This is a genomic window from Paenibacillus sp. GXUN7292, from assembly GCF_050864975.1.
GTDB lineage: Bacteria > Bacillota > Bacilli > Paenibacillales > Paenibacillaceae > Pristimantibacillus.
The window spans coordinates 89,632-103,395 of sequence record NZ_JBOZWO010000008.1 but is presented as its reverse complement, the minus strand read 5'-3'; the positions used below and the strand labels follow the sequence as shown (position 1 = coordinate 103,395).

General features: G+C 46.4%; 9 protein-coding genes. All 9 read right to left on the bottom strand.

The window, feature by feature from the left end; genetic code table 11:
* Positions 1-93: 93 nt before the first annotated feature.
* The 9 genes from ACRRU2_RS09660 to ACRRU2_RS09620 all read right to left on the bottom strand — a co-directional run bounded on the left by ACRRU2_RS09660 (position 94) and on the right by ACRRU2_RS09620 (position 13,761).
* Entirely contained in the window at positions 94-543 is a 450-nt protein-coding gene (locus tag ACRRU2_RS09660) for a YhcH/YjgK/YiaL family protein (RefSeq protein ID WP_432501087.1), read from the bottom strand.
* Between the two features lie 35 nt (positions 544-578).
* The gene (locus tag ACRRU2_RS09655; RefSeq protein ID WP_432501085.1) at positions 579-1,238 is read right to left on the bottom strand and encodes an SGNH/GDSL hydrolase family protein; all 660 of its coding nucleotides are present in this window, start codon (positions 1,236-1,238) and stop codon (positions 579-581) included.
* 57 nt (positions 1,239-1,295) lie between these two features.
* On the bottom strand, positions 1,296-2,240 hold the full coding sequence (locus tag ACRRU2_RS09650) for an aldo/keto reductase (RefSeq protein WP_331698071.1): 945 nt from the start codon (positions 2,238-2,240) through the stop codon (positions 1,296-1,298).
* Between the two features lie 19 nt (positions 2,241-2,259).
* Positions 2,260-3,060, bottom strand: coding sequence for an SDR family NAD(P)-dependent oxidoreductase (locus ACRRU2_RS09645; RefSeq protein ID WP_432501081.1), 801 nt, complete (start codon positions 3,058-3,060; stop codon positions 2,260-2,262).
* 178 nt (positions 3,061-3,238) lie between these two features.
* Positions 3,239-7,627: a DUF2341 domain-containing protein gene (locus ACRRU2_RS09640; protein WP_432501079.1), complete on the bottom strand. Its 4,389-nt coding sequence runs from the start codon at positions 7,625-7,627 to the stop codon at positions 3,239-3,241.
* 104 nt (positions 7,628-7,731) lie between these two features.
* A complete protein-coding gene (locus ACRRU2_RS09635; protein ID WP_432501077.1) occupies positions 7,732-9,318 on the bottom strand; it encodes a response regulator in 1,587 nt (528 codons plus the stop codon).
* 5 nt (positions 9,319-9,323) lie between these two features.
* The gene (locus ACRRU2_RS09630; protein WP_432501075.1) at positions 9,324-11,099 is read right to left on the bottom strand and encodes a sensor histidine kinase; all 1,776 of its coding nucleotides are present in this window, start codon (positions 11,097-11,099) and stop codon (positions 9,324-9,326) included.
* Between the two features lie 23 nt (positions 11,100-11,122).
* On the bottom strand, positions 11,123-12,814 hold the full coding sequence (locus tag ACRRU2_RS09625) for an extracellular solute-binding protein (protein WP_432501073.1): 1,692 nt from the start codon (positions 12,812-12,814) through the stop codon (positions 11,123-11,125).
* Positions 12,815-12,870: 56 nt separating this feature from the next.
* Positions 12,871-13,761, bottom strand: a complete 891-nt coding sequence (locus tag ACRRU2_RS09620; protein ID WP_432501071.1) for a carbohydrate ABC transporter permease — start codon at positions 13,759-13,761, stop codon at positions 12,871-12,873.
* Positions 13,762-13,764 lie beyond the last annotated feature (3 nt).

The window sequence follows — 13,764 nt, the reverse complement described above, 5'->3', positions numbered from 1 at the left end:
TCGGTTCCCCCTAAAAACTTATACCTGTTCTATATTTCGTCGGTAAACACATTTACCCAAAGGACGGCGATAGTCGTTTATTCTTGTGGTTGATTAAACCTTTACCTTGATCACTATTTTTTTAACCGGCTGTGGAGTGTCAACCGCCAAACAAGGCATATGAACATCTTGTGGCGCTGCCAATATAAAGTGACCTTGACGCAGTATGAAGAAATCACCTGCCGCATCGTATAACGCATAGTCGGAATCGGTATCGTAAGGTTGTGTTACAACCGCTTGCCCGATAGGCGCGTAACCAAAGCTCTCCTCGCCTTCAGCCATAAATTGAATGTCCATGTACCGCTCATGCGCTTCCCAAAGTCCTTGCTCTCGCGGTTTCGTTTCATAATGCTGAACGAGTGCAAAGATATTGTCTCCGTCAATCTCATATTTTCCAGGCTCAAGAGTTTTCCATTCCTCGTTAGTTATAAATTGTGCTGCTTGCTCTAACCGGGGATGAAAGCCTGTATACAGCTTGAAATTTTGCAAAGCATCTCTAATCATTATGAAACCTCTCCTGTCATTTGGATGAATATGTATTACTGTTGCAAATACAATTTGTTCGACAATTCTTCCGCACTAGGCAAAATATTCAGATATCGATAGATTTGCTCAGCTATGAAAGCATGACCACGGGCACCGGGATGAATACTATCATGCATAAGCATCAAGTGACAATTGGTCGATTCTTGCACCTGTTCACACCAATGGCTGTAAATATCACACAATGGAGTACCCGTTGCAGCCGCCACTTCCTGCACCCCTGCAGCGTACTTTGGATAGGCAATTCTAGATAAGACCGCTTGCTCATGAATATTAAAATCAAGCAAATTCTGAGTTAAAAGCAGCACCTCTGATCCAGAACCTATAACCCTAGTGACAATCTGTTCCAAATTCCTTTTAAATTGGGCAATACCCGCTTCTCCTTGTACAGAATCATTCATGCCGATCATCACTGTTATCAAATCCGCTCTGAATCGCAAGGCGTCTTCATCCAGTCGATTCAGTATCCCTTGTGAAGTATCACCGCTCTTTCCAGCGTTGAGCACATACGACTTGCGATTGTACCGTTCCATTAACCGTTCTGTAAGCAGACCCACATAATTAAGCTTGCCCTCAAGATGATAATTCTGTTCTGTAATGGAATCGCCTATGCAAACGATAAAAGCTTGTTCACCACGCTGCAATTGATCTAACACCCTGAGCCTCAACATTTCACCTACTTATTCTGAGAGATATCCATAACACAAAAACCATCATGAGTATGTCCTGCTCCACATGCCTGGTGAAAGGAGCCGCTCGGGAAGATTCCGGAATCTCTCTCTTATTTCTTTACAAATTGACTCTGGCACAGCAGGTCCTTCCATTAGCCGCAAATTTTCCTCCAGTTGCTCAACTGTCTGCACGCCGATAACCAAACTATCTACACCCGGCATATCGCGAATATAGGAAACAGCCAGCCCAGCAGGAGTTAAGCCACAACTATTTGCAAGCTCGCGAAGCTGGCGGATCGGCTCAATAGCTTCGGGCAGTTGAGATGGCAGCTCCGCTTCATTTGCATAGAGAAGTCCTTGCAGAAATACGCTGCGGACAAACACGGTTTTGCCGGCGGATCTCAACATCTCCAGACACCCGTTATTTAGCGGTCGATGATCGAACAAATTTAATGGAAGCTGTACAGCGCCGAAAACGGAGTCTTCCAAATACGGATGCAACATTGCATATTCCTCTTCTGTATTGGACGAGAATGAAATACCCGCCTGTTTCACTAAGCCATCCCGTACAAGTTCGTCGAATACTTGAGCAATGATGTCTCCATGAGCTCGCATCGCACCGACGTTATGCAGCATCATAGCAGACACTTGCTCAACACCAAGCCTCTCAAGCGACGCCCTCGTCTGGCGATAAATCTCATCTTTTATTCGTGCAGGACTCCAGCCATCCTCCGGCTGCACATAAATTTTGGTAATGATTGTCGGAGCTTCTCCAGATTGCAACTTCCCCGAAAAATGGCCCAGTATTTGCTCAGATTCTCCGTACGTCGCAGCCGTATCATAGGTCGACACTCCGCCTTGCCATGCTGCTTGCAAAATACGATAACTCGCTTGAACATCAGGCTTTTGACTGTTGCCGATAAACCCGTAATTCATCCCTAGTTGTACAGTGCCGAGCGTCATTTTGGATACTGTAAGTTTATTCACGGACATTTCCCCCTTTCTTTTACCAGATTGTCCAGCCTCCATCCAATAACAGATTATGGCCCGTGATGTAACGTGAAGCTTCGGAGGCAAGGAAAACGATCGGCCCCTTAATATCGTCATCTTCAGCTAATCTGCCTAACGGAGTCATGGACTTGTAATTTTTCACAAATGTATTCGAATTCTCCTCATGCTGATTGTCTCCTTCGTAATAACCGCCGGGACTAATCGCATTGACGCGAATATTATAAGGTCCGTAATAGCTGGCCATCCATTTCGTCATTCCAATCATCCCCCACTTCGCGAACGTATACTCGATACCGCTAGTCATACCCGTGTCTCCATATACAGGGAAATGAGGCGCCTGCGCTCCTTGAATGGAGGCTATGTTAATAATATTTCCTTTGCCGGCGGCACGCATCAGCTTAACGGCTTCTCTCGAGATAAGCATCAGCCCCGTTCCATTCACCTGCTGCGCTGTATTCCATCCTTCGGCAGTCGTCTCTTCAACATTGTTTAAACCATAGCGTGAGACAGAGTTATTGACGAGAATATCAATTCGCCCGTATCTGTCGGACACCTCTGCGATAAATGCGATAATACTTTGCTCATCGCTCAGATCCAGCTTCATGCCTGATGCTTTGTATCCTCGTTCATTGAAGCGATCTGCGAGAGCTTGACACTTCCCCTCGTTGCGGGAAGCGATAATGACATGCGCTCCTGCCTCACAAAGAGCGGTTGAAATATGTTCACCGTACAAACCCGATCCACCTGTAACAATCGCAACCTGACCCTTCAATTGAAACATATCCATCGTCGACATAACATACCCACTTTCTAATAATTCGGTACCCATATTTGCATCAGAATAGCATAGACTACTTTTTCACGCCCTATAGAAATCTGGGTTTTTCCTTAACAATACGGTTATATTTGCTTTACAGCCATCTAGCCTTGCTCCAAATAGAGAGGGAGTATACCACCGCATACTCCCTAATCTCTTATTGAATAGCTCTCAGTAAAATCGTCACCGCTTCTGCTCGAGTCGATGTTTCGCCTGGAGCAAAACGGTTGCCGCCGCGCCCTTTGACAAGTCCCTTGGCAACTGCTTCAACAACTAATGATTTTGCCCAAGCCGGAATATTCGCATCGTCTGCAAAGCTCGTAGCAGTCTCTTCGCCGATTGGGAGTTTTAGCGCACGCACTGTCATTGCAATCATTTCTATGCGAGTGATCCTCGCATCCGGACGGAAGGTGCCGTCATCATAGCCATGTATAATACTCGCTTTCAGCGCCTGCGCTACAGACAGCAAAGCCCAGTTCGGGATTTGCTCGCTATCGGCAAACGACAATGGCAACGCTTCTTCATCGGCCTCCAGCTCCAGCGCGCGGGCAAGCATAACGATGAACTCAGCCCTTGTCACCGCTTTATCCGGCTTGAACATGCCATCCGAATAGCCATTGACAATCCCTAACCTTACCGCCTCATAAACTGCAGAATCACTCCAATGTCCTTCCAAATCGCTAAACGACACGACAGGCTCAGTCGATCCAAGCGGCTTGGCGAAGACCACGAATGTTGCTAAGCGATCTGTTTCCGCCGAAATAAAATCACCTTCAACCTTTCCTCCGATTTCAACCCAAACTTTTTTCACTTCATCATAGTAAGCAATAACAGGCTGTTGATTATCTTCAAGCTTATCCCGATCAAACTTCAGCTTAATCGTTGCCGGCTTCTTCAAGCTTCCAGCTATATTTTTCGATACATTAAAGGCAGGACTTAACCGGCTTAACCGGCTCCATTCCATATGCTGGGGAACGTCGGCTTCCTGAAGCTTTGAGATGGCAATACGCATTGCCTTATCCGAGGCTCCTTCCGGAATCGTCAATTCTATTTCATTATTGCTTCCAAACGTCCCGCCTTCCCCGGCAGCAACGTTCCATGCATTGCCGGTATTGCCACCGGTTGAAGGCGACGTCGGCCCCGATGAATTCCTTAGCTGCATACGGAAACGGTTAGAGTGGGCTTCCGCTGTATTACCGCTTAAATCAGCTGCTCGAATATGCAAATACCAATCGCCTGACACGTTCGACAAAGTCATCGCATCGCTTAAGCTGAATGCTTTCCAGCCTGTATCCGGAGCTGTTTCACTCTGTGCCCAAACATACTTAAGCTGATCGGCGTCGATACGGCTCCAATCATCTGTTACCGCCGCTTGGACAGAAGCTTCATACAGTATGGTTTCACTACCGTCTGGGGAGAATGCGATCGCCGGAGCAGTCGTATCCTCTTCTTCAGCTGCCAGCCCCTCATCTCCTATTAGTCCGGCTTGCGGCAGCGCCACAGATAGATCCTGAATAATCACTTCATCCACATAGACTTCCGTCCCAAGTCCGGAAGCACCGGATGAGATCATCAGATGGTTAATGACTTTACCCGGATGAGCAGCCTCTATCGTGCCCTTGAATGCATCATCCACATAGACGTCGGCCAGTCCACTGTCCAGATCAAAGTCAAGACGAATTTTATGCCATTCATTAAACGCCAAGCTTGTTGGTGTCGCCAGCTCTTGGAACTCGATCGGCTGGTCATACTCTGTGATCACCCGCATAATCTCTTGCTGTGGCGCTCCGAAAGTAAAGGCCGTGTCAGAGTAGTTTTGGTGGACTTTTACATAGCGCGCTTCGATTTCCAAACCATCTAGTCCAATCGTTATATTGCCGTCTTCCTTCTCGAAGCTCCAACCTTCTACAAGTGTCCAATCCCCATTATTCATATCGCTGACATACACTTCTAGGTTCTGCTGCTGTATCCGATTCCCCGGCAGGTTGTCTGGCGGCTGCGGTTTATTATATTGCTTGCTGTCAATCAAATGGATTTTACGCAGCTTGGCAGCCCTGCCAAGATCCACGCCTACGCTGCGATCCTTGTAATCAAACGCGAACGGGAAAGCGTCCGAGAAATTGGACAAGTTGCCAGTCAGCGGGTTGCTGTCCGGATTCACAAATCCTACTTTGACCGTCCCGGTTGAAGAATTTACTTCTGTATCTGTATATTTCAACGATCCGTCAGAATCTAGCTGCAGGATGAAACCGGCACCGAGCGCATTCCAATGCTGCGAGTATCCTTCCTGCAAAGAAATAAACAGATCATTGTCGAAGCTCTCTCCATAGATCGAAAGCTGCACGCTCGCTTTCCGGGTTGCCGGGAACAGCCTTGATCCGCCCGTCACCCGCTGGTCATCAATATTGTCGTGAATATAAAGCGATCGATCACCTTGCCTCGCAACAGCGTCACTTGTAGTAACGACTCCGGAATTAGCCGTCTTCCACCAGTAATCATTCGCCAAAGTCGTCCCATTATCGGGTGAAATTCCGCTATGCTCATACTCGAAGCTATCCAATACGCCATGGCTGTAGCGCAAATAACGATCAAAATCCTCTACCAGCATAGAGAAGGACCCCGTCAGTCCAGGCCAGGTGAACAGCCACGCATCATCACCTGCCTTTACTCCATCCGCCTGAACGACGTTGCGCTTCTCATTCTCGGAAATCCAGCCCGGCGTAGACAGGCGAGTACGTCCAACCAGATCAGTATAACCCTGCCAGGTGAGCGTCTCATCATCGCTGTATGCAATGGTAAGATTATTGCGATAATAGCTGCCCATGCCTTCCGCATTATGCCCTGACCATGTCAGTAATATATTCCCGTTGTCATCCCGCTGCATGGCGGGGAACGTATTAGTGCTCATCATTTCGCTGTCCGCGACCGGAGACCATGTCAATCCTTCATCCAATGATGAGCTTGTTCCAAAATAATAGATATCCGATCTTTGCTGACGAAAATAGGTTTTCAAGCTGCTGTTGTCCAATTCGATAATGGCAACCTCAGTCACTCCGCCTTCCCCACCGATGGATGGAATCGTCAGCTCAGAAACGCTCTTCTGCCAAGTGTCCCCATTATCGTCCGAGTACAGGAAGCTGACGCCAAAGGTGCCGTCATCTCCGATGACATGGGAGAATGGCGCTATAATTCGCCCGGAGCTATGACGAATCGGATTCGTATAAGAGATCATATAATGTATCGTCGCGCCGGACGCCATTTGAAGACCGGTTATTTGCACGGGTGTCCCGAATACCGGCTTTTGTCCGTTAAATCCGGTTGATTTGACGACATACATATCATTGCGACACACATCGATAGATAAACAAGTATTGCCGCCGCTCCATACGCCAAAATAATGATGGACGGCAAAGAATAAATAAACCTCGCCTGTGTCGGCATCTACATATGTCCCTGTAGGAAACTCATACAGGTCGGAGCCTGCTGCCGAAACAGGCTGAATAATCGTTTCCTGATCCGTCCATGTCTTGCCGCCGTCAAAGGAGTAATTGGCCAGTATGCCCACGTCATTCGAGCCCGCCACTGTCATCAGCGTACCATCCTTCAAACGCACCGGCTTCAATTCCCCCGACTGTTCCACAATTGTTTTGTTGCCGTACTCAATTTGCAGCGCTTCCTGTGCTCCGCCGCGGAAGGAGGCAGCCGGGTTGCCGTAATACATATAAATTTGCTTCGTTTCCTCAGGCTGCATTTCAGGAATTCGCACGTAGAAGCCTGCATCATCCATATAGAAGTGCAGTTCTTGGCCACCCGCCGCAAAGCGAATATCGCGATAATCGGCTTGCAGCTTTCCATCGGCAATCAATTGCGAGGTCCCCAGATCCTCCTTAGTCAGATAAACCGCCCGATCATTAATCTTCCCGGCATTCGGATTGGAGACAGTCACCGGCTTTTGATACAACCAGCCTTGTCCATTTCCGGCCGTCCAGCGTCCTTGCGGCAGTTGATACGCCTTAATCATCTCCTGCAGGCTGTCATTATAAAAAGTGCCTTTCGCATCGTCAAAATGATTATGCACCTTTACATAACGTGCTGATTCCGAAAAATTGTACAAAATGACACGATTGTCCACTTTAACGAAATCCCAATCCTTTACTTTGCTGTACGTCACATTATCCATACTGACGTATAGCGACAGATCGCCCTTCTCCACTCTGTTCGATGCATTCGCCGCTGCAAGCTCAATCGTGTTCACAGCCGCGATTGCTCCAAAATCAACACCGATGCTGCGATACTGGTAGTCCAGCTCCATTCTCCCGCTATTGCCGAAGCCGCTTAGCTGTCCTAGCTCCGGATTGGCATCCCTATTCGCAAACCCCGTCGTTGATGCAATCAAGCCTGACCCATAACCGCTATAAATATCAGCTTCTTCCTGCTGCCCATTTGCCATAGCCAATTGCGGTATAGCCAAGGCCAGAATCATCCCTATGCAAACGTAAAACTGGAGCTTGCGAAATCCTTTGCGAAGCAACTGCTCACTTCTCATTCATTGTTCCTCCTAATGCTTATTTTGTAACCGCTTCCTTTCTGATTATAAAAGGGGTTCATCATCCGATGAACCCCTTAACCTTCATATTATAGCGGGAGAATTTATTGTTCTTGCCTGTATTCGCTTGCGCTTAAGCCTGTATGCTGCTTGAATTTTTTATAAAACCAATCCAAATCGTTATAACCGACTGCATTGGCCACCTCGTAGACCTTCATATCAGTAGAGCTCAATATTTTTTTTGCGTTTTCCATACGAACCTGAAACAAATAGTCGTTAAAGCCAATACCTGTTTCCGCTTTAAATAGCTGCCCTAAATAGGCGGCATTCATATACACTTGAGAAGCTATATTTTTCATACTGATGTTGTCGGCATAGCGTTCATTCACTAGTCGCTTGGCAATTTTGACCGCATTTTCCGATGACAGCTCGCGATGGGACTTGATCAGTTCAGCTGTTTCCTTCACTTTGGTCCATGTAATTTCGAACAGATCCGTCAAAGATCCTGCCCCCATAATTCGTTCGTAATCGAGTTGTCTCGGATTGAACAGCTGCTCATAATCAATCCCCTGTTCCCGGACAAGCCGAAACATCGCAATGAACAGCTCCAGGATCATTGTTTTAATCAGATTCGAATGCACTTGGTTTTTCGCCAATAACTCCCATCTGCGCGCAAGCAGTTCTTTTAGCTGCTCACTGTCCAGCTTGTTAAGCTGATCAATAAGCTCGTTGGCATGGAGCCAGTTCTGTTCATCATCATTCTCCTCTTTTGAGAGCAGCCTTTCTTCTGAAATAACGCTTTGCTTGCCGAAAAAGAATTGCTTGTCCAGCATTCGTTTCGCTTCCTCATAGGATTTTACGGCTTCATTCATCGCATGAACCAGCTTGCCTATGCCGAATGTTATCCCGATTTTTGCGTATTGCTGCACATGTTGGCTCATCAGGTTGACTCTTGTAATAACATCCGCGCGTTCCACCTCGTCTAAATCCGAACACAAAACTATTCCGTATTTCATATCCGATTCTTCGAATAAACAGCCGCTTAACCCAACAATATCCTCCATAACATTACGCGCGGCAAACCGTTTTATTTGCAGATCATTATCCGTCATAGAGGAGTCATTCCAGGATTCTGAGTCCAGCTCCGCCGCAATGCAGCAAATCCCTGAACCTTCTCTAACATGAATATCTATCAGCTTAAACCTTTCCGTCACTTCTTCCGCATTCATGAAGCCGTTAGCCCAATCTCTGGCAATGCGCTCCTTCGTTGCAGACAAGCCAAAATGCAGCTTTTTGTCCAGCATCCGTTCATTCTCCAGCTCGGCTGCCACGGATTTCAATAAACGCACCAAGTCATCTTCCTCAACCGGCTTCAGTAAATAATCCTTAACGCCCAGTTGCAAACCTTTCTGTGCGAATGTGAAGTCCTCATAACCACTCATGATGATAATCGGGACATCGGATAATGCGCGCAGCTGCGCGATTAAATCCAAACCGCTCAATACCGGCATCTTCATATCCGTGATGACCAGGGCGTAATGGCCGTCATGAAAAAGATCGAGCGCCTGCTGGCCATTCGTCGCTTCAGCCGCGATCGTGAAACCAAGCTGTTCCCAATCCAGCAAATATTTCAGTGAAAGCAGTGCCCCCGGCTCATCATCTACAAGAAGTACGTTATAGATGGCCCCCAACCTCCTTAAGTTTGCGGCTTGATGTCTAACGGCAGATTAATGATAATCCTTGTGCCTTCTCCTTGCTTGCTTTCAATGATCATACCGAAGTTCGGACCGAAGCTCTGACGCAATCTTTGGTGAACGTTGCGCAGGCCAATATGCAGCGAGTCGTCCTTCTTCTGATCTGCAGTTTCGAGCCTTTGTCTTATTGCCGTCAAGTGATCGCACGGAATGCCTGGACCGTTGTCCTCTACAATAAGTCTGCATTGCTGCTCATCATAATCCGCCCGAATGACGATCATTGTTCCGTCAGCGCTTGGCTCGAGCGCATGGACAATCGTATTTTCCACCAATGTCTGCAGCGAAAGCTTCGGTATAGCGATATCATACAGTCGCTTCGGAATGTCAATTCGGAAGCGAAGCCGGTCAGAGAAGCGGAAAGCTTGAATATTCAAGTAAGTCTGGATAATGTCCAATTCTTCCGCTACTGTAATCATTCGGCCGCTTTTGCCCAGCACATTGCGAAAGGATTTAGCCAATAAATTAACAATTGTCGCATTTTCACGATCTCCCTTCATAAGGAGATTACCGCGAAGCGCATTTAAAGTATTAAACAAATAATGAGGATTCACTTGTGTCTGCAAGGCGTACAACTCTGACTCCTTCGTCTTCAGCTCCAGCTCCTTGCGCCCCAGTTCCGACTCGTACACCTCACGAATGAGCCGCTGCATGCGCTGCACCATCTCGTTGAACCTGAAGCCGAGCTTGCTTACCTCATCATTTCCTTTAATGGACTGGATAGGCTGCAAGTTTTCGAGATTAGTCTTCCGCATCTTTACAGACAACTCCACCAGTCTTTTCGTTAATCTGGATGACATTACATAGTTTGCAACAACAAATATGGCGAGTGTAGCGACAAACAGAACGAGCGCCGTAGTCCGAATCGCATTCGTGCCGACAGCCAGTGCATCCAGCTGCGTGAGAGAGAAAATTTGTATGCCGCTCACGCTATTGCGCGACTCCAGGACGCGATGGATAAGTAGATAATCCTGATCCTCCATACTTATGAGCCGGCTCTCTTCATTTGTACGAATCTCGTCAAAGAACCAATAATCCTCTAGTCTCGTCGCTCCTGCATTTTCGGAAGCAGTGTCGAATACTACTTTGCTATCCGGTAAACTAAATATGATTTGATTCTGTTGGTCCTTCGTCTTTACAAAGTTCTTCAACACATTAATATCCACATCAACGGAAACGAACAGACACGCTTTCATATCCAGGTGATTAAGCCTCTGCGATAAGCGAATCAAACCCTCTTTATCCGGTTCCTCCTGCAACGTCCAGGAACGTAACGAACGATTGCTTGGCGTTGAAGTGTTGCACCCGCTTCTCTCAGCCAACTCTGGAGCTTCCGACAACGGCCTGATGACCCCCAATTGAAACGTTTCATTATTTGTGAACAGATGGAAATTGACAATATCTTTCGTGGAACGAATTGATTCCATAAGCGGGACAATCGATTCGATGTATTCCGTATGCTGCAATGCCAAAGAATCAATTTCTTGCAATAGAGTAGACTGAAGTGAATCATCCATATACAATAAATCGGCGGTCTGTTCATAGGTTTTTAATAAGCTGTCCACATTTTCCGTCATTTGCGAGAATGAGTTGCTATTGTTCTCCATCATTTTTTCAAGTATCATTTGTCTGCTATAATGCTCAAAAATAAAAGTAAGGGAAGCGAGCAGCATAATGACTACTGCACCATTCGACAAAAAAAGCTTAGTGCGAATACTCATCACGCTCCCCCTTCCCTATGATTCTATTTCTTTATATGACTATACCGCTCTGTGGCTTCTTTCCACAATTTTGTATACGCTTCCTCTACTTTTGAAGCTCCTGCCTTCTCCAAAGCAGTTACTGTATTATTCCACAGCTTCTCAAATTCCTCTTGGGATGAAGAGAATACAATTTTGGCCGTATCACGATCCCAAATTTGCTTGAGCCGCGCCACCTCAGCACGCACTTCTTCCACATCACCCAATTGACCAAGTCCATGAAGAATGAAATTCACCTCGGGAACGAAGTCCGCCCATACTTCCTTGCCGTATTCAGACAATACCTCTTTCGTTCTTTCATCATATTTTTCTCTGACACTCTGTCTCGTTGTTGGTGTGGCGTAATCTCCGTCAGCCAGCTTCGTGCCATGTGCGAAGTACATGGAAGTACCGTAGAATGGAGTGACTATCTCGCTCCAGATTAAGTCCGGGTTAGCAGCTACTCCTTGTTTATATTCTTCCTTAATTGTACGTTTACCGTTTACCACTTCATAATGTTGACCTTCAATCCCCCAGTTGATCAGAATTTGCGCTTCATCGGTAAACATGTAATCAAGCATCTTAATAACATCTTCAGGATGCTTGGACTTTGCGGTAATCGCCCAGTTCCAGTTGGAACGCGTTGCCGCAGCCGTAAAGTTTTTATTTGGCTTATTCGTATCAAACACAAGCGGGAAGTAAGCGTAAAGATCATCAAAGTTGCCTGCCGCTCGGATAACCGGCTCAACTTCTGGCTGCATGTACCAGCCGGGGAAAGAGCCCGCCAACACTCGGCCTTCCGTCAGCCTTTGCGTCATCGTATCGTTTTTTAGAGTGAAAAATTCTTTGTCCAGCATGCCGGCGATATGAAGTTTATTTAAAAATGCGAGATACTGCTTCGCCTCATCCGACATAAAGATCAATTTAACGTTATCGTTCTCGTCAATGGTAAAGTTCCCTTGATGTTCTAATCCGCTGGAAGAGAAGATTGGACCTATCACATTTTCATTGACGCCTTCATTATAGCTGAAGCCTGAGAAAGGAATCGTTGGCTGTCCGTTTGTTTGTGGGTGCTTCTCGTAGTAGTTCTTCAACAAATTGAACAAGTCATCCAATGTCTTGAGTTCCGGATATCCCGCTTCTGCCAATACCTTGTAGCTGACAGAAAATTCCGACTGCAAAGTAGGAGCAGGTTCGTCAGTTATGTTACTAACATACAATGACCAGATATGTCCGTTCTCATCTTTCAACAGATCGAAGTACTCTCCGAAATGCTTCTTAATATTAGGGCCATGCTCTTCTATCAAATCCTCCAGCGGGATAATAGCGCCGGCATCTGCATATTTTGCAATATAATCCGGCTTTAAAATTACCGTATCAGCCGGGTAATCGCCGGATGCGAGCCATAAATCGAATTTTTGATTGCGATCACCTGTAACCGTAACCAAGTCAAATTCAAATCCAGACTTTTTGCTGAGTTCTGTCATAACTGGGTTGTTCGCATCTAGATTCGGATATAAGCTTGCCATCTCGATCACAACGGGCTCTTGAGGCGCAGCCGATTGTTTCCCGGCATTCGTTTCTTCCGGTTTATTCGTCGGAGCTTCTGTACTGTTTCCTCCTTTGTTCCCGCCGCTGCAGCCGACAGCCACTGCAAATATAAGTACGATGACGAGCAATCTGAACATGTTGTTCATGATAACACCCTTTCTAGTTTTTTATTATATCATCGGGTTTCCCCCAAAGATATCATTCATTCCTTCATAGCGCCAAGCGTCATGCCTTTGATGAAATACTTCTGTAAGAATGGATATACAAACAATATGGGAAGTGTGACAACCATCGACATCGTAGCCCTGATCGACTGCGGCGTTGTAAAATTCAATATAGCGTCGTCGGCTCCAGACCCGATACTGCCGGAAACTTGCTCGGTTGTCTGCATTAGAATCTGCATGAGTTGATATTGCAGCAGCGTCAAGCTTTCTTTGCTGTTGTACAAGAAATTATCCGTCCAGGAATTCCAATGACCAACAGATATAAACAAAGTAATAGTAGCAATGACAGGAAGACTGATCGGCATAACGACCCGGAATAAGGTTTGCCATTCGTTCGCTCCATCCAGCTTGGCTGATTCAACAAGCCCATCAGGCAACTGGTCAAAGTAGCTCCGCATAATCATCACGTTAAACGCGCCGATCAGACCGGGAATAATATAAACCGCGAACGTATTGGTCAATCCCAAATTTTTGATCATCAAATAGATTGGAATAATCCCGCCGTTCACATACATACTGACTACAATGATCGTATTGAGCATTTTGCGAAGAATATACTCTCTGCGGCTTAATGCATAAGCAACCATAATTGTGCATATTACTGACAATCCGGTTCCAATTAATGTTCGCAATACGGAGAGAGCGGCGGAATTGAAGAATCGGTCATTGCTGAATATAAGCCGATAATTGTCGAGCGTAAACGCTCGCGGCCACAAATAAATTCCACCACGCATCGTATCGAGTGACTGATTCAAGGAGACAGCTAATAGATTCAGAAAAGGATACAGTGTCGCTATGCCCAGCAGCAGCAGCAGCGTAATATTACAAATATGAAATATGCCGTCCCCGAATTTAGTTTTAATTCTCATTTT